At 66.9% G+C, this 17,299-nt stretch carries 18 protein-coding genes; 13 read left to right on the top strand and 5 right to left on the bottom strand.

The window, feature by feature from the left end:
- The first annotated feature begins 17 nt into the window (after positions 1 to 17).
- A complete protein-coding gene (locus tag EV675_RS08630; protein ID WP_242621362.1) occupies positions 18 to 782 on the top strand; it encodes a sulfite exporter TauE/SafE family protein in 765 nt (254 codons plus the stop codon).
- Positions 783 to 791: 9 nt separating this feature from the next.
- On the opposite strand, the gene EV675_RS08625 is transcribed toward EV675_RS08630, so the two are convergent.
- The 4 genes from EV675_RS08625 to EV675_RS08610 all read right to left on the bottom strand — a co-directional run bounded on the left by EV675_RS08625 (position 792) and on the right by EV675_RS08610 (position 4,494).
- Entirely contained in the window at positions 792 to 1,868 is a 1,077-nt protein-coding gene (locus tag EV675_RS08625) for an ABC transporter substrate-binding protein (protein ID WP_165404506.1), read from the bottom strand.
- Positions 1,869 to 1,894: 26 nt separating this feature from the next.
- Positions 1,895 to 2,725: an ABC transporter permease gene (locus tag EV675_RS08620; RefSeq protein ID WP_165404505.1), complete on the bottom strand. Its 831-nt coding sequence runs from the start codon at positions 2,723 to 2,725 to the stop codon at positions 1,895 to 1,897.
- 14 nt (positions 2,726 to 2,739) lie between these two features.
- On the bottom strand, positions 2,740 to 3,579 hold the full coding sequence (locus EV675_RS08615; protein ID WP_207221925.1) for an ABC transporter ATP-binding protein: 840 nt from the start codon (positions 3,577 to 3,579) through the stop codon (positions 2,740 to 2,742).
- Between the two features lie 144 nt (positions 3,580 to 3,723).
- Complete coding sequence (locus EV675_RS08610; protein ID WP_165404504.1) at positions 3,724 to 4,494, bottom strand: FadR/GntR family transcriptional regulator; 771 nt, start codon at positions 4,492 to 4,494, stop codon at positions 3,724 to 3,726.
- 201 nt (positions 4,495 to 4,695) lie between these two features.
- Here EV675_RS08610 and EV675_RS08605 point away from each other — a divergent pair, with 201 nt between their 5' ends.
- From EV675_RS08605 to EV675_RS08580, 6 genes are all read left to right on the top strand, one after another.
- Positions 4,696 to 5,577, top strand: a complete 882-nt coding sequence (locus EV675_RS08605; RefSeq protein WP_130356858.1) for an ABC transporter substrate-binding protein — start codon at positions 4,696 to 4,698, stop codon at positions 5,575 to 5,577.
- Positions 5,578 to 5,912: 335 nt separating this feature from the next.
- Positions 5,913 to 7,517: a flavin monoamine oxidase family protein gene (locus EV675_RS08600; protein ID WP_165404503.1), complete on the top strand. Its 1,605-nt coding sequence runs from the start codon at positions 5,913 to 5,915 to the stop codon at positions 7,515 to 7,517.
- A 26-nt stretch (positions 7,518 to 7,543) separates the two neighbouring features.
- Positions 7,544 to 7,936, top strand: coding sequence for a c-type cytochrome (locus tag EV675_RS08595; protein WP_130356857.1), 393 nt, complete (start codon positions 7,544 to 7,546; stop codon positions 7,934 to 7,936).
- Between the two features lie 31 nt (positions 7,937 to 7,967).
- Positions 7,968 to 8,471 (top strand): RidA family protein, encoded by a 504-nt coding sequence (locus EV675_RS08590; protein ID WP_130356856.1) that lies wholly within the window; start codon positions 7,968 to 7,970, stop codon positions 8,469 to 8,471.
- 177 nt (positions 8,472 to 8,648) lie between these two features.
- Entirely contained in the window at positions 8,649 to 9,725 is a 1,077-nt protein-coding gene (locus EV675_RS08585) for a porin (RefSeq protein WP_130356855.1), read from the top strand.
- 59 nt (positions 9,726 to 9,784) lie between these two features.
- Complete coding sequence (locus EV675_RS08580; RefSeq protein WP_130356854.1) at positions 9,785 to 10,402, top strand: helix-turn-helix domain-containing protein; 618 nt, start codon at positions 9,785 to 9,787, stop codon at positions 10,400 to 10,402.
- Positions 10,403 to 10,434: 32 nt separating this feature from the next.
- Here EV675_RS08580 and EV675_RS08575 read toward each other — a convergent pair whose 3' ends face one another.
- The gene (locus EV675_RS08575) at positions 10,435 to 11,193 is read right to left on the bottom strand and encodes an HD domain-containing protein (RefSeq protein ID WP_207221924.1); all 759 of its coding nucleotides are present in this window, start codon (positions 11,191 to 11,193) and stop codon (positions 10,435 to 10,437) included.
- Between the two features lie 194 nt (positions 11,194 to 11,387).
- On the opposite strand from EV675_RS08575, the gene EV675_RS08570 reads away from it, so the two are divergent.
- From EV675_RS08570 to EV675_RS08545, 6 genes are all read left to right on the top strand, one after another.
- Positions 11,388 to 12,077, top strand: coding sequence for a GntR family transcriptional regulator (locus EV675_RS08570; protein ID WP_130356853.1), 690 nt, complete (start codon positions 11,388 to 11,390; stop codon positions 12,075 to 12,077).
- Positions 12,078 to 12,244: 167 nt separating this feature from the next.
- Positions 12,245 to 13,225, top strand: coding sequence for a D-2-hydroxyacid dehydrogenase (locus tag EV675_RS08565; protein WP_130356852.1), 981 nt, complete (start codon positions 12,245 to 12,247; stop codon positions 13,223 to 13,225).
- The gene (locus tag EV675_RS08560) at positions 13,222 to 14,430 is read left to right on the top strand and encodes a M24 family metallopeptidase (protein WP_130356851.1); all 1,209 of its coding nucleotides are present in this window, start codon (positions 13,222 to 13,224) and stop codon (positions 14,428 to 14,430) included. Before EV675_RS08565 ends, EV675_RS08560 begins: the two co-directional genes overlap by 4 nt.
- A 71-nt stretch (positions 14,431 to 14,501) precedes the next feature.
- On the top strand, positions 14,502 to 15,512 hold the full coding sequence (locus EV675_RS08555) for a Bug family tripartite tricarboxylate transporter substrate binding protein (protein ID WP_165404502.1): 1,011 nt from the start codon (positions 14,502 to 14,504) through the stop codon (positions 15,510 to 15,512).
- Positions 15,513 to 15,516: 4 nt separating this feature from the next.
- Positions 15,517 to 16,509: a substrate-binding domain-containing protein gene (locus tag EV675_RS08550; protein ID WP_130356849.1), complete on the top strand. Its 993-nt coding sequence runs from the start codon at positions 15,517 to 15,519 to the stop codon at positions 16,507 to 16,509.
- 70 nt (positions 16,510 to 16,579) lie between these two features.
- Positions 16,580 to 17,281, top strand: coding sequence for a TetR/AcrR family transcriptional regulator (locus tag EV675_RS08545; RefSeq protein WP_130356848.1), 702 nt, complete (start codon positions 16,580 to 16,582; stop codon positions 17,279 to 17,281).
- The last annotated feature ends 18 nt before the right edge of the window (positions 17,282 to 17,299 follow it).

Below are 17,299 nucleotides of genomic sequence, written 5' to 3'. Positions count from 1 at the left end.
CCCGATCGAGCCCCGCCGTGGATGCCCTCCTGTCCCTACTACCCGTTTCCTTGCCCCAGTTCGCGCTGATGTTCGCCGGCGTGGCCGCGGCCTACGTCATCTTCGGCATGGCGGGCTTCGGCACCGCGCTGGTCGCCGGCCCGCTGCTGGCCAACTTCGTGCCGGTCGCCACCATCGTACCGCTCCTGGCGCTGCTGGACTTCGCCGCCGCCACCGCCAGCGTGGCGCGCGACGTCCGCCACGCCTCGGTGGGCGAGCTGCGTAGGCTGGTGCCGGCCATGGTCCTCGGCAGCCTGGTGGGCGCCGTCGTCCTGCTGCGCAGCCGGCCCGACGCCTTGCTCCTGCTGCTGGGGCTCTTCGTCATCGCCTACGCGCTGTATTCGCTAAGCGGCTTTCGTCCGCACCGGTCGCTGCCGCCGCGGTCGGCCTACGTCTTCGGCACGGTGGGTGGCGTGTTCTCGGCGCTGTTCGGCAGCGGCGGCTTCATCTACGCCATCTACCTGGCCGGCCGCCTGCGGGACAAGAACGACATCCGGATCACGCAAAGCACCCTGATCGGCCTGGCCACCTTCACGCGCGCCGTCTTCTTCCTGGCGGCCGGCGTCTATGCCGACAGCGGCCTGCTGGCCAGCGCGCTGATGCTGGCACCCGCCATGCTGCTGGGCACCTGGGCGGGCCGCCGCATCACGCTGGCGCTCAGCCGCGAGGCCTTCCTGCGCCTGGTGGCGCTGGTCGTGCTGGCCTCGGGCGCGGTCCTGGTCGTGCGCTACTTCACGTCATGACCGGCGGCCTCAGCCCAGCGCGCCGGCGATCTTGCGCTCCTGCTCTTCCCGCACGGCCGAGCCGAACAGCTGCTCGAACCATCCTTCCTTGGCCAGCTTGAGCACCAGGCCGTTGTCCACGACCTTGCGCAGGTCCAGCTTGCGCACGGCCGGCGTCTGCTCCGCCAGCCGGTCGATGGTGGCCTGGATGGCCGCCTTGGAAATCAACGGCACGCGGTCCAGCACGTTGCGCTTGACGTAGATGTCGTAGACCCGGCTGATGTCCGCTTCGCTCTCGGGCTGGTCGAATGCCTTGAAGGTCGCCACGGCGAAGGCCTTGTCGTCGTAGAAACGCTTGATCGCCTCGGCGTGGGCGCGGATCAGGCCCTCGGCCCGGCCCCGCTGCTCGGCCAGGTAGCTGCGCTTGTGGAGGAAAGCCGTGCTGACGTAGATGTCCTCGTGGTCCGGCAGTTCGGTCAGCACCTTCAAGCCCTGGGTTTCCAGCTTGAAGTACGACGGCGCCGTCAGCAGCCCGGCGTCCACCTGCCCGCCCAGCAGCATGCTCGCGCGCGACGCGGCGTCGGTGCCGGTCGACACCCATTGCACGTCATTGGGCGCGAGGCCGTACTTGCGCAGCAACTCGACGGTATAGAAGTACGGTGGGTCGCCCAGGCGGCCGACGCTGATGCGCTTGCCCTTCAAGTCCTTGACGCTGGCGATCTCGCCGCGCGCCACCAGCGCGAAGTTCCCCTTGTTGAGCATGCTGTGCGTCATGACCATGCCGGGATCGCGCACCAGCGCGGGGATGACCTGGTCCAGCCCGGAGTTGATGCCCTGCGCCTCGCCGCTGACCAGCATCGCCACGCCGGCCGGATGCACGCCGAATACCAGTTTGGCGTCGATGCCGTATTTCTCGTAGAGACCGGCGCGCTTGGCGATCCACATCGGCCAGGTGGCGCCGCTGCGGGTCGGGTAGGCCAGGGTCATCGCGGCCGGCTTGTCCGCCGCCGCGCCCAGCGCCGACCAGCCGAGCATGGCCGCGCCGGAGGCACCCGCGATGAACCGGCGCCGACCGGATTGCGATGGAGTGTCGTTGCGTTCGTTCATGGTCTTGCTCCTTGCTTCCGACATGTCTAGCGCCCGCCTACGTGCTCGGGCCGCCAGCGCTGGAACCGGCGCTGGATGCGCTCGGCGCCCCAGGTGATGACCATGCCGGCGAAGGCCGTGACGAGCACGCCCACCATGAGCGTGTCGGTGGCGAACATCTGCCCGGCGTAGGCGATCATGAAGCCTATGCCTTCGTTGCCCGCCGACAGCTCGGCGATGATGACGCCGATCAGGCCATGCGCCACACCCTGCCGCACGCCAGTCAGGATGAAGGGCACCGAATAGGGCAGCGCGACGGTGGTGAAGATCTGGCGGTCCGTGGCGCAGAAGGCGCGCGCGGCGCGCAGGAGGTCCGCGTCGATGTTGCGCACGCCGGCCAGCGTATTGACCATGATGGGCAGCATGGCCGACAGGAACACCACGAAGATCTTCGAGCCGCTGCCTATGCCGAACCAGATGATGATCAGCGGATACAGCGCGATGCGCGGCGTCGCATACAGCGCGTTGATCAGCGGATCGAACATCATCAGCGCGCGCCGGTACCAGCCCAGCAGGATGCCCAGCGGCACGCCTACGAAGAAGGCCAGCACCAGGCCGATCAGGTAGTTCTTGCCGCTGTACAGCGCGTTGGCGGCCAGTTGTCCGTCGGCGCACAACTCGACGAACTTGCGCGCGATGGCCGACGGCCCGCTGAAGAACAAGGGCGAGATCCAACCCATCTGCCAACAGAATTCCCAAATGGCGATCAACACCGCCAGGGTGGACAGACCGAGGATGGCGGCTTCGTGCCGCTTGTAGAAGCCAGCCTTGCGCGCTGCCGGCCGGCTGACCGGCAGCGAAGGAGCGATGCTTGCCATGTTGTCTCCCGGGGTCATTCCGTACGGATCACGTTGATGCGGTCGGCCTCTTCCTCGATCAGCCTCCAGATGCCGTCCGACATCCGCAGGAAGTCGGCCCCGCGCTTGAGCGACAGTTCGCGCGGGCGGGGGAAGTCCACGCGGAACTCCCGCTTGATCCGGCCCGGCCGCGTTCCCATCACGACCACGCGATCGGCCAGGTATACGGCTTCGTCGATCTGGTGCGTGATGAACAGCACCGTCTTGCGCGAACGCGCCCAGATGTTCAGCAGCTCGGACTGCATGAACTCGCGCGTCTGCGCGTCCAGCGCGGCGAAGGGTTCGTCCATCAGCAGCACGTCGGGATCGGTGGCCAACGCGCGGGCCAGGTTCACGCGCTGCTGCATGCCGCCGGACAGTTCGGACGGGTAGCGTTCCTCGAAGCCCGCCAGGCCCACCATCCTGATGAACTGTTCCGTGCGGCCGTCCATCGTGGCGCGGTCGAAGCGGCGCTGCATCTCCATGCCATACCGGACGTTGCCCCGCACGGTGCGCCACGGCAGCAGGCTGGCGGACTGGAACACCATCGAGCGCCCCACCCCGGGACCGTTGACCGGTTCGCCGTTGATGCGCATGGTCCCTTCCTGGTAGCGCAGCAGGCCCGCCACGATATTCAGCAGCGTGGTCTTGCCGCAGCCGCTGGGGCCGACGATGCAGACGAACTCCCCTTCGCGCACGTCCAGCGACACGTCGTCGAAGGCCAGGAATTCCGTCTGGTTGCGTTCGACCCAGTAACGATAGGTCATGTGGTCGATTTCCAGCTTCGACCGGCTCGTGGCCGCGTGTCGCCGGACCTGGGCCGCTACCGCGCTCATACCGTCTCCTTGTGGATCACGCCCTTCTTATTCTTATGAATATAATACAGTTATATTGTTATCAACCTCCTAGGGATTTCACGGGAGAAGCGCGCGGCGCCGCCTCCCTGGCGGGATGAACGTCCAGCAAACGGAAGGGTTCTTTCAGCCGCGCGCCGGCGCGCGCCATGCCTCGGCGGCGCCCACCCGCGCCAGCCGCCGGCTCATCGCCTTGCGCGCCCCCTCGGCATCGCCGTTGGCGATCAGGTCGTACAGGCGGACGTTGTCGGCGATCACCCGTTCGGCGATCTCTTTCTTGTTCGACATCGAATAGGCCGGCTGCAGCACGTGGCGCAGCGCGCGGAAGTGGGCCGAGAGCCCGCGGTTGTGCGCGGCCTCGACGATGGCGGCGTGAAAATCCATCGCGCGCGCGGCGAAGGCGGCGGGGTCGTCGATGCAATCGGGCATGCCGTCCAGGATGGCCTGCATGCGCGCCAGGTCGTCGCGCGTGGCCCGCGCCGCCGCCAGGCCCGCGGCGTGGATCTCGACCGCCGCCTGCGTCTCCAGCATCTCTTCCCGGGAAATACTGATCAGCTTGAGCTGGATCGCCAGCGCATCGGCGAAGCGATCGAGCTTGCCATTGGCGATCCAGGCCCCGCCATGCTTGCCTGGGCGTATCGCCACCACGCCCAGGGCCGCCAGCGACCTGAGCGCATCGCGCGCCGCCATGCGGCTGACGCCGTAGCGCTCGGCCAGCGACGCCTCGGTGCCCAGGAAGTCCCCGCTCTTGAGCTCATCGGCGAACAGGGCCTCGCGGATGTGCGACACGATGCGCCAGGACAGCGTCTCGGGCGGCGTGGCGGCGTGGGCGACGCCCGCCGCGCGCCGGGGTTCGGCGGCCGGCTCCTGGCCGGCGCCGGAAGTTGGAATTTTCATGGGGAAGATCATAGCCATAAGTTCTTCATGTCATAAAAATATTATCTTTTATGCAACGAAACGATTGTTTTTCCCAAGCAAACTCTGTGAATCTCCAACAAAAAACTGCTTCTTCATAATTATTATTATGATATTTTATTGACCGAGCTGCCGACATCTCGGCAGCCGTCGCATCACCCCCGCCATCAAAGGAGACACACCATGGGCAAGTTTTTGATCGGACCGCACATGCGGCTGCAGGAGTGGGTTGCCGAGGAAAAAGGCTATTTCGCCGACGAAGGACTGGACTACGAGTTCGTCGCCAAGGGCGGCTCGAAGAACCTGTCGGTGAAGTCGGCGGTGGAGCTGCCACGCGACCAGATCCGCGGCGCCTACCAGACCATCGAGGAAGGCCGCACCTGCGACGTGTCCAGCGCCTGCCACTGGACGGTCAACATGGCGGCCGCCGCGGGACACGGCAAGCTGTGGGCGGATGCCTATTCGGTCGCCGCCGCCGGCATCTACGTTCCCGAGGACTCGCCCATCCGCCGGCCCGAGGACCTGGCGGGCGTGCCCATCACCGTGGGCTACCAGTCGGGCAGCCACTACGCGACGCTGCAGGCGTTGGAATCCGTCCTGCCGCGCGACCAGATCAAGCTGCACTTCGGCGGCATGCTGATGCACCGCCTGGACCTGCTGGTCGATCGCCAGGCCCCCGCCGCCACGATGTTCAACGCGCCGATGTACTTCGCCGAGCAACTGGGCTTTCGCAAGGTCATCGACTGCACGTTCATGATCGCGTCGGTGGTGCCCGGCGACGCCGCCACCGAGGACATCGCCAGGTACTTCCGTGCGCTCCAGCGCGCGCAGCAGGACATCGACCTGCGATTCGAGCGCTACACGCACTACTACAAACGCGAGATGCCCGAGAAGTACCGCGACCGGATGGACACCCGCCTGTACGGTCCGGGCGAGCGCCTCGTCTTCCTGCCCTATACGCAACAGATATTCGAAGAGACCCAGCAATGGGTGAACGACTGGCAGATCTTCGACGACAAGCCCGAGCAGCGCATGGGCTACGGCGACTCGGTCCTGCATGCCTGAACCGGCGGGGCGCCGCCGTGTCGCCCCGCCCGCGCTTGCGAGTGAAAGTAAAAAAATAACTAAAAAATTTTACTAACCTCAAAAACACGCATATACTTTTATTGTCATATTAAAAGTAAAGGCGGATCGCCACACGCGGTCCGCTCCGCCCCCTACCCCCCGGGGCCTGTCCAGACCTCAGTTCCAGCAAGACCCGCTGCATCCGCAACCCGACCGCCCCGATCGCGGGGAGTCCGCTCGCGCGTGCCGGCAGGACCGGTTGCAGCCACGAGCCGCGCGCCCCAATGCGGGCCGCGATCGCTTCGATTCATGCGTCATTTCCGGAGGAGACATCCATGAGCGCATTCTTCGACCACCTGGGCCAGTCCGGCCTGGGCACGACCCGTCGCGAATTCCTGGTGAAGGCCCTGGCCGCGGGCGGCAGCGGCCTGTTGCTGGCGACCATGAACGCGTGGGGAGCGGGCATCGCTTCCACCGCCGGCGCCCCGCCTGTCCTGCAAGGCGGCGGCCGCGGCAAGAAGGTGGTCATCCTGGGGGCGGGCCTGGCAGGCATGACCGCCGCGCTGGAACTGGGCAAGGCAGGCTATCAGTGCGAAGTGATCGAGGCGCGCAGCTACGCCGGCGGCCGCTGCCAGACGGCGCGTCGCGGCTTCACGCTGAGCGAACTGGGCGGCGAGACCCAGGTCTGCGATTTCGACGAAGGGCAATACATCAACCACGGCCCGTGGCGCATCCCCTTCTGCCATCGCTCCACGCTGCATTACGCCGCCGAGCTGGGCGTGCCGCTGGAGCTCTACAACAACGACAACGACGCCGCCTACATCTATTACGAGAACGCCGGCCCGCTGTCGGGCAAGCGGCTGCGCCGCTTCGAGGTCAAGGCGGACATGCGGGGCAACGTGGACGAGCTGCTGGCCAAATCCATCCGCAGCGGCCAGATGGACCAGACACTGAGCGCCGAGGACAAGACCCTGCTGCTCGAATACCTGGTCAACGAGGGCTATCTCAACCGCGACGACCTGACCTATCGCGGCACCAACGGCCGGGGCTACAAGGTCTACCCCGGCGCCGGCAACCAGCCCGGCGTGGAGTCCGATCCGCTGGGCTTTGGCGACCTGCTGAAGTCCAAGCTCGGCCGCATCTATCGCTCCGTCAACGACATCATGAGCCAGTCCACCATGCTGCAGGCGGTGGGTGGCATGGACCAGATCGCCAAGGCCTTCGAGCGCAAGGTGGGACATCTCATCCGCTACGGCACCGAGGTCACGCAGATTCGCAACGGCAAGGACAAGGTCACGGTCCAGTGCAAGGATCTGAAGACCGGCGCCCTGCGCACCCTGGAAGCGGACTTCTGCCTGTGCACCATTCCCCTGTCGGTGCTCAAGCAGATGGATACCGACTTCTCCGCCGAATTCAAGCAGGCCATGCAGGGCAACGCCTACATGCCCACCGGCAAGATGGGCCTGCAATTCAACCGCCGCTTCTGGGAACTCGACCACCAGATCTACGGCGGCCACATCGGCAACGACATCAAGAACATCGGCATCATCTCGCTGCCCTCCACGCAGTGGCAAGGGCCGAAGGGAACGATGCTGGGCTACTACAACTTCGGCGCCACGGCGGCCGAGGTCAGCGCGCTGTCGCACAAGGAGCGGACGGAACTCGCGCTGGCCGCAGGCGAGAAGATCTTCCCCGGCGAATACCGCAAGCACTTCGCCAAGTCGTTCTCGGTCGCCTGGCATCGCGTGCAGTACAGCCTGGGCGGCTTCTCCACCTGGTCGGGCGAATCGCGCAAGACCGCCTTCCCGCGCCTGCTCGAAGGCGAAGGCCGGACCCTGCTGGCGGGCGAGCACATGAGCTACCTGGGCGGCTGGATGGCCGGCGCGATCGAATCGTCGTGGCAGCAGATCGAGCGCATGCACGCGCGCAACGCCGCCTGACTCCCCGCCATCAAGGAAACCGAACCATGACGTCCAAGCCGCTCATCGCGCTCATCGCGCTGATCATTCCCTGCGCGACGCAGGCCCAGGAATCGGGCGCGTCGCTCTACCAGAAGAACTGCCTGGCCTGCCACCAGGCCAAGGGGCAGGGCATCCCCGGCGCCTTCCCCGCCCTGGCTGGCAGCGCCTTCGTCGCCGGCGACCGGACCGAGCTGCTGGCCACGATCCTGAAGGGGCGAGGCGGCATGCCCGCCTTCGCGGGATCGATGAACGACGAGCAGATCGCCGCCGTGGCCAGCTATCTGCGCGACGACTGGAACGGCAAGGCCGGCGCGGTGCAGGCCGCCCAGGTCGCCGCCGTGCGCAAAGGCGGCAACGCCGTGCAGTACAGCCAGTCCCAGGCCCGCCCCAACAACTGATCCCACCCCCGAACGACAACAAGGAAACCTCATGTCTTTCACCGCTCGCGCCGCGCTCATGATCCTTCCCTCCGCTCTCCTGCTCGCGCAGGGCGCACAGGCCGAGGGCATCGTGCGCCATGCCTCGTCCAACCCGAATGCGCCGATGTCGTCGGCGGTCCAGATCCCGCCGTCGGCCACCACCTACTACCTGAGCGGCCAGGTCCCCGCCGCCGTCAACCCCAACGCTCCGCGCGAATCGCGCGAGGCCTTCGGCGACACCGAGACCCAGACCGTCAGCGTGCTCGAACGCATCGAGGCCACGTTGAAGCCGCTGGGCCTGGGCATGAAGGACGTCGTCAAGATGCAGGTGTTCCTGGTGGCCGACCCGCAGAAGAACAACAAGATGGACTTCCGCGGCTTCATGGCCGGCTACGCGAAATTCTTCGGCAAGACCCAGCCCAACCTGCCCGCGCGTTCGGTGATGGAGGTGGCTCGCCTGGCCAACGACGGCTGGCTGGTCGAGATCGAAGTCATCGCCGCCAAGGCCAACTGAATCCACGCCACGCCCGCCGGACGCGCCCCGTAGGCAGCAACGCCCGCTGACGCGGGACGCTTCCGGCGACACGGATCCACCACGCAAGTCCGCATATCGGCGCACAGCCGCCGAGGGGGAGGCTCGCGCCCGAGAAAGCGCGGGTCCGCAATAACGACATAAAACGAGGAGCAGGCCATGTACCAGAGGATACTCATCGCGGGAGCCGCGGCACTTCTATCGACGCAGGTCCACGCGCAGTCCAGCGTGACCATCTACGGCGTCGCCGACGTCAGCATCCGCTATCTCACCCACGCCGACCGCGCCACCGGACGCAGCAAGCTGTCCATGGAGAACGGCGCCGTCTCGAACAGCCGCTGGGGATTCCGCGGTGTGGAGGACCTGGGCAACGGCTTGTCCGCCCTCTTCAACCTGGAAGGCGGCATGAACCTGGACGACGGGACCCAGTCGACCGCCGGCAGGATCTTCAACCGGCAGTCGTTCATGGGCCTGAGCAGCCGCACCGCCGGCACGCTGACCATCGGCCTGCAGAACAACCCGCTGTTCGATTTCATGGTCGGCCCCTACGACCCCATGACCCTGGGCAACTACAGTCAGAACTCCTGGATGGGCACGGTGTTCAGCGTGGCCGGCCGGCGCGGCAAAGACAACTCGATCAAATACACGAACACCTTCGGCGATTTCCGGGTCGCCGCGTTCTACGGCATGGGCGAACAGCCCGACAACCATCGCAAGAATGAGGCCTGGAGCGGCACGGTGTCCTACACCAAGGGCCCGTTCAGCACCGGCGGCGGCTTCGTCCTGACGCATGATGCCCTGGGCAACAAGCAGACCGTCTACAACCTGAACCTGCGCTACAAGCTCGGACCCGCCACGCTGTTCCTGGGCCACTTCAACAGCAAGGACCATACGGGCTTCGTCGACGCGTTCCTGAACGGCGGCGCCACGCCCAGCGCCACGGCCCCGCGCCGCGACAACGCCTGGTTCACGGGCCTGACCTACGATGTCATGCCGTCGCTCAAGCTGACCAGCGCGTTCTACTACGACCGCAGCAAGAACGTGCGCGCGGTCCAGGGGGACGCCGGCGAAGGCACGCGCTACGCGCTGGTGCTGCTGGCCGACTACTATCTGTCGCGGCGCACGACGCTGTACGCCACCGTCGACTACAACAAGGTCAAGGATGCGGCGCGCGTCGACATCCCCGGCGGGAACAGCCAGACCGGCGTCGCGATCGGCCTGCGCCACCGTTTCTGATAGACATCGTGACGGGGTCCAGTAAACTCGAGAGGATCGAGCACAGCCACTTGGGAACGATGTCGACTCGCGCCAGCAAGGCCAAAGCCAAGGACAAGGACTCCGCCTCGGACGAGACCTTCGTCTGGATAGGCGGGCAGATCCGCAGCCTGCGCAAGGCGCGCAACCTTTCGCTGGACGAGCTCAGCCGCGCGACCGGCTTTTCCATCGGCTATCTCAGCCAGATGGAGCGCGGCCTGGCCAAGACCTCGATCGGTTTCCTTAAGAAAGTCAGCCTCGCGCTGGACGTGCCGCTGGGCTGGTTCTTTCCCAGCGGCCAGCCCAGCGATCCCACCGACCGCGGCGTGGTCGTCCGCGCCGCGCGCCGCCGTCAACTGACCTCGAACGCCGGCGTGTCCGACTTCCTGCTGTCGGCCAATCTGGACGGCCAGCTCAAGCTGTTCTATTCGGTGCTGGAACCCGGCGCGCGCAGCGGCGACGCCTATGCGCACCAGGGCGAGGAAGGCGGCTACGTGGTCAGCGGCAGCCTGGACCTGTGGGTGGGGGACGATCACTTCGTCGTCAACGCGGGCGACAGCTTCAGCTATCCCAGCACGACGCCGCACCGCCACGCCAACCACGGACGCGATGCCGTGGTCATCATCTGGGCCGTCTCGGGCGGCCCGGGCAAAGGGTAGGAAAGCGGGGGCCATGCGCCCCCGCCCGCGGATCACAGGAACTTGGTCGGCCAGATGATCGTGCGCCACATGTGCGCCACCGGGCTGCCGTCGAAGCCCAGGCCTTCCTTGGGCTGCTTGAAGTTGCGGCCGATGATGTCGATGAAGTCATCCATGCTGACCACCGCGTTCGGATCGAACGAATAGATGTCGTTCAGCGTGATCAGCCGGCTCGTCATGTACCACTTGTGGTTGCGCGCCTCCTGATAGGCCTGCTCCACATAGGGCTCGGGCCGGTAGTCTTCGCCGAAGTAGCGGATGTAGGCATCGGGATAGGCATAGCCCACGGACTCGTCGGGGAAGAAACGCAGCGCCTGGTGGTAGCGGATGGCCCAGCTCACTTCCTCGTCCACGTAGGGTTCGAGCAATTGCGCGCCCCAGTAGCCGTGGTCGACGCGGATGAAGCCGGACACGGCGATGTCGTGCAGCAGACAGGCCAGCACGACCTTCTCGCTATGCCCGCCCTTGAGCGCGTGGGTCGCGCTTTGCAGCAGGTGGTTGGCCGGCGCGAAGCGGTACTTGAAGAAGTCCAGCAGCGTGGGTTTCTCCGGCATCCTGGGCAGGCGCGGATCGTCGCCCATCAGGAAATGCTTGGGCTTGCCCTGCTCGCGCGCTGCCCCCTGCGGCATGATGGGTTGTCTCGGGTCTTTTTCGCCCGAAGTGAACAGCACGGACTTCACCACCTTGCGATCGAGTTCCTCGATCATCTGGTGTTCGAGCGCGTCCGCGCGCTGGGACAAGGTCATTGCCATGATTGCGTCCTTAGCAGGTACTGGATTTCCGCGCCGCGGCCCTTGCATGACGATGGGCCCAGCTAATTAGCATACAGTATGCGTCTTAACGAAAAGTGTCAAGGCTGGGCAGGCCCGGCATGGGCGCGAAGGCAGTCTGCTAAGATTCCAGCCCGTCGCGCGACGCACGCCACGCATTCATCCGAGATCGCCGCATGTCGAGCCCCCTGCCCCATCCCGCCGCCTTCCCGCCCAACGGTGCCGACCTCGGTGCGCCCGCGGGCAAGACGGGCAGGATCCTGCAGATCCTGCAGGCGCGCTTCGCCAGCGGGCACTACCGCTTCGGCGAGAAGCTCTCGGTGGTGGACCTGGCCCAGGAGTTCGGCGTCAGCCGCCAGCCCATCATGACGTCCATGCGCGACCTGGCCGGCGACGGCTTCGTCATCATCACGCCCCAGGTCGGCTGCGAAGCCGCCGCGCCCGACCGCAACGAGATCCAGGATTTCTTCTCGGTCTTCGCGAAGATGGAAGGACGCATGGCGGGCATGGCCGCCGAACGCCACGACGACGCCGATATGGTCCAGTTGCGCGCCGCCCAGGCCAGCTTCGAGCAGTCGCCCAGCGGCGGCGGCCATTGGAACCTGGACAGCGTCAGCCATTTCCACAGCGTCATCCGTCACATGGCCCGCACGCCGGCCCTGGCCAACCGCATCGGCAAGTTCTGGCACATGGCCAACTACATCCTGCGCAACGGCCAGCGCGACTACCCCGAATCCGTGCGCACCGTCGGCAATCGCGAACGCGCCGGCATCGTGGCCGCCATCGCCGAACGCGATGCGCAAGACGCCGAACGTGCCATGGAACTGCACGTGCTGGGCAAGCCGCGCCGCGTCGGCCTGCTCTGACCCTTCCTTCCCGCGCCGGCCGCCAGGCGGCCTTTTTTCGCGCGCCCGACGGCATGCCCGCACGCACCTGAAGCCCTTCCCGTCCCTTGCTTCGGCGGTTTCGCCCCAATTGACATACTAGAATCTTAGTTATAGAGTGCCGGCCATAGACCTGCCACGGAGGCCCGGTGAAGCTGCTGATCGTCGACCACTATTTCAGCCAGGCGTACGCCCTGGCCCTGCAATCCCGGTTTCCCGGCCTGGAGATCGCGCACGGCCGCAGCTTCGCCGAAGTTGCCGCCGCGCACGGCAGCGCCGAAGCGGTCTTCGCGCTGGGCCATCTGTTCAACGACGCGCTGGTCTCGCGCATGGCCTCGCTGCGGTGGGTCCAGGCGCTTACCACCGGCACGGACGCGATACAGGCGCTGTCGGCGCTGCCGCCCGGCGTGACGGTAACGTCGGCCCGCGGCATCCATGCCCCGCAGATGTCGGAAATGGCGTTCATCCACATGCTGGCGCTGGCCCACCAGTTGCCCCGGATGCTGCGCAACCAGGCGAACAGCCGCTGGGAGCGGTGGCCGCAGTCGCTGCTGTACCGCAAGCGCGTGCTGATCCTGGGCGTGGGCGTCATCGCCGAAGGGCTGGCCCGGCGCTGCAAGGCCTTCGACATGGAAGTGGTCGGCGTCTCCGGCACGCCCCGCACCGTCCCCCACTTCGATCGCGTGGCGCCGCGCGCCGACCTGCACGCCGAACTGGCGCAGGCCGACTACGTGGTCAGCCTGCTGCCGGCCGGCCCCGAGACCGACGGTTCGATCGGCGCCGCGTTCTTCCGCGCCATGCGCCCCTCGGCCTGCTTCGTCAACATGTCGCGCGGCAGCGTGGTGGACGAGGCCGCGCTGCTGGATGCGCTGCGGTCGGGCGCCATCGCCGGCGCCGGGCTGGACGCCTTCGCCGTCGAGCCCCTGCCGGCCGACCACCCGTTCTGGCGCGAGCCCCGGATCCTGATTTCCCCCAAGCACGGCGGCACCACCGACATCTATGTCGAGCAGGTGATGCCCATCCTTGAACACAACGTGGCCTGCTACCTGGACGGCCGACTGGACGACATGAAGAACATCGTCCTGCGCGGTGCCACCCCGGCGGCCCTTCACTCCCTGGAAGCACGATGAGCCATCCCCTTCCCGACTCGCCCGAGCAGCGGGTCCTGCATCCCATCCCCCGGCGCGAGCTGGAGCGCCGCTGGCGCGCGGTCCGCGAACGCATGGACGAACTCGGCATCGATGCGCTGGTCATGCAGAACTCCAACGACTGGCTGGGCGGCTATGTCAAATGGTTCACCGACCGGCCTGCCACCAATGCCTATCCGCGCGCCGTCGTCTTCCCCCGCGAGGGCCGCATGGTGTCGGTCGAACAGGGCCCGACCGGCGGCATCCGCGAGGTCCCCCCCGACGACCTGATCGACCCCGGCGTCGAGAAAATCGTGTTCACGCCCAGCTATGCGTCCATCCACTACACCGGCACCTACGACGCGGAACTGGTGCAGGCCGAACTGCGCCGCCGCGGCTACAAAACCGTGGGCCTGGTCGGCACGGCCTGCATGTACCACGACTTCTGCGCCCACCTGAAGCAGACGGCAGGCTCGGTGCGCTTCGTCGACGCCACCGACATGGTTGATCACATCAAGGCCATCAAGAGCGCCGACGAGATCGAGGCCATCGGCCGCATGGCGGCCATGCAGGACGAGGTGCTGCAGGCCCTGGCCCGGCACATCCGCCCCGGCATGAAGGACTTCGAGGTCGCCGCCTACGCCCAGTACGCGGGCCAACTGCGCGGCAGCGAGCAGGGGTTGTTCATCGGCTCGTCCTCGCCCGCCGGACGCGCCGCGATGTACAAGCCGCGCCACCTGCAAGGCCGCGAAATGCGCGAAGGCGATTCCTTCACGCTGCTGATCGAGAACAACGGACCCGGCGGCTACTACGGCGAACTCGCCCGCACCTTCGTGCTGGGCAAGGCCTCGCAGGAACTGCTGGACACCATGGCCCTGCTGGTCGAGGCCCAGCGCCACACGCTGGACCACTTGAAGCCCGGCGCGATGCCCGCCGACATCCTGGCCGCCCACAACGCCTTCATGCGGGCCCGCGGCATGCGCGAGGAAACGCGCCTGTATGCCCACGGCCAGGGCTACGACATGGTCGAGCGTCCGCTGATACGCGAGGACGAGACCATGCCCATCGCCGCCGGCATGAACATCGTGGTCCACCCCGGCCATGCCACCCCCAGCGTCTTCACCACCGTCTGCGACAACTACATCATCGGCGCCGACGGACCCGGGGAATGCCTGCACAAGACGCCCAAGACCATCATCGAACTCTGAACCCACCCGCCGCGCGGCCCGCGCGGCGCTTCGCCGCATTTCCCCTGCCCTTCCCCATCTGGAGGCACGCCATGCAACGCAACGGATCGACCCCTTTCCGCCTTCCCGCGCGATACATCCTCGCGCCCACCCTGACGGCCGCTGCCGCGGCGCTCGCGCTGGCCGCCCCCGCGGCCCACGCGCAACGCTACCCGGAACGTCCGGTTCAGGTCATCGTGCCCTACGCGCCCGGCGGCAGCGTGGACGTGATCGCGCGCTCCCTGGCGCAGAAGCTGACCGAACGCATGGGCCAGACGGTGTTCATCGAGAACCGCGCCGGCGCCGGCGGCACGATAGGCGTGAGCGCGGTAACGCGCGCCAAGCCCGACGGCTATACACTGCTGCTGACCTCGCTGGGCGCGGTGACCGTGACGGTGCATCTGACCAAGGCCGGCTACGATCCGTTGACGGATCTCGCGCCCATCTCGCTGCTGGCGACCAGTGGCCTCGTGCTCTCGGTCAAGGAAGGCTCCCCCATCCGGTCGGTGCGCGACCTGATCGCCGCGGCGAAGGCCAGGCCGGGCACCATCAATTATTCCGTGACTGGCGTGGGCAGCCAGACCTTCCTGGCGGGCGAACTGCTCAAGCGTTCGCTGAACCTGGACATGGTGCCCGTGCAGTACAAGGGAGGCGGCCCCGCCGCGGCGGCCGTGGCGGCGGGCGAGGTACAGGCGGGCATCACCGACTCCGGCCCCATCCAACCGCTGCTCCAGTCGAAACGGGTGCGCGTGCTGGCCGTGACCGGCAGCCAGCGGGCCTCGGCCATGCCCGACGTGCCGACGATGGAAGAAGCCGGCGTGCCGGGCTTCAAGATCGACTCGGCCATCGCGCTGTTCGCGCCAGCGGGCACCCCGCCCGAGATCGTCGACAAGCTCAATGCCGAAGTCGCCGCCGCGCTGAAATCGCCCGACCTGATCGACCGCGTCCATGCCGCCTCGCACGACCCGAAGCCGAACAGCCCGGCCGAGATGAAGACCATGCTCAAGTCGGAGTTCGACCGCTGGGGCGCGATGGTGCGCGAGGCCGGCGTCAAGCTGGAATAGCGCCATGAGCGGACTCGAGCTCAGTTTCGCGGCGGGTCCGTACGACCGCCTGCAAGGGCTGTACGACGGCAGCGTGGCGATCGACGGCGTGCGCATCCTGCCGCACGTCCGCCAGCGTCCGGTGGACATCTTCAGCCCCATGATCGAGCACGGCGCCTTCGACATCGCCGAGATGTCGCTCACGCACTGCTATGCCCTGACGGCGCAGCGCCGCGCCAACTTCGTCACGCTGCCGGTGTTCCCGTCGCGCATGTTCCGCCACGGCTTCATCTTCGTGAACGAGGCGGCCGGCATCCGCTCGCCGGCCGACCTGGCGGGCAAGCGCATAGGCGTGCAGGGCCACCAGATGACGGCCGCGGTCTGGATACGGGGACTGCTGCGCGACGGCCATGGCCTCGACCTGGCCGACGTCGAGTGGTACGAAGGGGGCGTGAACGAATACGGCGTCGCCGGCGGCGACATCATGGAACTGCGGCCCAGCCGCCCCCTGCGATGGCAACGCATCCCGGCCACCACCTGCCTGTCGGACATGCTGGCCGAGGGCAGCATCGATGCGCTCATCGGCGCCTTCATTCCGCGCTCGTACGGCAAACACCCCGCCGTGCAGCGCCTGTTCCCGGACTACAAGCGCGCGGAAGCCGCCTATTACGCGAAGACCGGCGTGTTCCCCATCATGCATGCCCTGGTGCTGCGGCGCGACCGCCACGAGGCGCATCCGTGGCTGGCTCCGGCGCTGGTGCGGGCTTGCGAGCAGGCCAAGGACCAGGCCTGGCAGCGGCTGCGTTTCAGCGGCGCGCTGGCCGCCACGCTGCCCTGGCTGATGGACCACGTCGAAGAGACCGTGGCCGCGTTCGGCGCGGACCCATGGCCTTATGGCGTGGCCCCCAACCTCGCGACGCTGGACGCCTTCTCCGCCATGTTGCATGACGATGGCTACCTGGATCGCGCGTTGCCGCCGGACGAGGTGTTCGCGCCACTGCCCCAGCCGCGGGCGTAGCGGAACATAGCCCGCGCCCGTGAAAAGCCTTAGCATGGAGGCTTCGCAGCCAATAATTAATTAACCGCTTATGAAATTGGTCAGCGGCCGCCGGGGCACCCCCGCAGCCCAAACCAGGCGCAAGGCCGGACAGAAGGGCCCCGGCCGGCCCGAGGGCACCAGCGTCGTCCGGGACGACATACTCGATGCAGCGGAAGAACTCTTCTCCAACCTGGGCTACGCGGGCACCACGCTGCGCGAGATCGCCGACCAGGCCAAGGTCACGCAGGCGCTGATCAACTACTACTTCGGTTCGAAGTACGGCCTGTACGAAGCCGTGTTCATGCGCCGCAGCCAGATCATCTCGCAGCAGCGCCTGGAGAACCTGGCGCAGCTACAGGCCAAGCCCGGCCGCCCCAAGGTGCGCGACGTCGTGCAGGCCTTCCTGATGCCGACGCTGGCCTTCCGCTCGACGCCCGAGGGCCGGTCGTTCCTGCGCCTGCAGGCCCGCCTGCACACCGAACCGCCGCAGATTTCCTACAAGCTGCGGACCGACGCCTACGGCAACTCCACGCGGCTCTATGTGGAAGCGGTGCGCAAGGCCCTGCCCAACCTGCCCGAACTGGACGCGTACTGGCGCGTCACCCTGATGGTGGGCACGTATCTCTATGCGTTCTCGGATACCCACCGCATGGAAGAAATGGCGCCCGCGGGCCTGTACGATCCGGACGATACCGACAGCCTGATCGACCAGGTCACCCGCTTCGTGACCGGCGGCATGCAGGCGCCCTGAAGCCGGGGCTCCCGCCCC

The sequence above is a fragment of the Pigmentiphaga kullae genome (assembly GCF_004216695.1).
GTDB lineage: Bacteria > Pseudomonadota > Gammaproteobacteria > Burkholderiales > Burkholderiaceae_B > Pigmentiphaga > Pigmentiphaga kullae.
The sequence above is the reverse complement of the archived record's forward strand: the minus strand, read 5'-3'. Positions and strand labels throughout refer to the sequence as shown.

What these genes read in the sequence shown, in the direction of transcription:
- EV675_RS08625 (WP_165404506.1), bottom strand. Translation starts at nt 1,868, where the DNA reads ATGAACGAACGCAACGACACTCCATCGCAATCCGGTCGGCGCCGGTTC.
- EV675_RS08620 (WP_165404505.1), bottom strand. Translation starts at nt 2,725, where the DNA reads ATGGCAAGCATCGCTCCTTCGCTGCCGGTCAGCCGGCCGGCAGCGCGC.
- EV675_RS08615 (WP_207221925.1), bottom strand. Translation starts at nt 3,579, where the DNA reads ATGAGCGCGGTAGCGGCCCAGGTCCGGCGACACGCGGCCACGAGCCGG.
- EV675_RS08610 (WP_165404504.1), bottom strand. Translation starts at nt 4,494, where the DNA reads ATGAAAATTCCAACTTCCGGCGCCGGCCAGGAGCCGGCCGCCGAACCC.
- EV675_RS08605 (WP_130356858.1), top strand. Translation starts at nt 4,696, where the DNA reads ATGGGCAAGTTTTTGATCGGACCGCACATGCGGCTGCAGGAGTGGGTT.
- EV675_RS08600 (WP_165404503.1), top strand. Translation starts at nt 5,913, where the DNA reads ATGAGCGCATTCTTCGACCACCTGGGCCAGTCCGGCCTGGGCACGACC.
- EV675_RS08595 (WP_130356857.1), top strand. Translation starts at nt 7,544, where the DNA reads ATGACGTCCAAGCCGCTCATCGCGCTCATCGCGCTGATCATTCCCTGC.
- EV675_RS08590 (WP_130356856.1), top strand. Translation starts at nt 7,968, where the DNA reads ATGTCTTTCACCGCTCGCGCCGCGCTCATGATCCTTCCCTCCGCTCTC.
- EV675_RS08585 (WP_130356855.1), top strand. Translation starts at nt 8,649, where the DNA reads ATGTACCAGAGGATACTCATCGCGGGAGCCGCGGCACTTCTATCGACG.
- EV675_RS08580 (WP_130356854.1), top strand. Translation starts at nt 9,785, where the DNA reads ATGTCGACTCGCGCCAGCAAGGCCAAAGCCAAGGACAAGGACTCCGCC.
- EV675_RS08575 (WP_207221924.1), bottom strand. Translation starts at nt 11,193, where the DNA reads ATGGCAATGACCTTGTCCCAGCGCGCGGACGCGCTCGAACACCAGATG.
- EV675_RS08570 (WP_130356853.1), top strand. Translation starts at nt 11,388, where the DNA reads ATGTCGAGCCCCCTGCCCCATCCCGCCGCCTTCCCGCCCAACGGTGCC.
- EV675_RS08560 (WP_130356851.1), top strand. Translation starts at nt 13,222, where the DNA reads ATGAGCCATCCCCTTCCCGACTCGCCCGAGCAGCGGGTCCTGCATCCC.
- EV675_RS08555 (WP_165404502.1), top strand. Translation starts at nt 14,502, where the DNA reads ATGCAACGCAACGGATCGACCCCTTTCCGCCTTCCCGCGCGATACATC.
- EV675_RS08550 (WP_130356849.1), top strand. Translation starts at nt 15,517, where the DNA reads ATGAGCGGACTCGAGCTCAGTTTCGCGGCGGGTCCGTACGACCGCCTG.
- EV675_RS08545 (WP_130356848.1), top strand. Translation starts at nt 16,580, where the DNA reads ATGAAATTGGTCAGCGGCCGCCGGGGCACCCCCGCAGCCCAAACCAGG.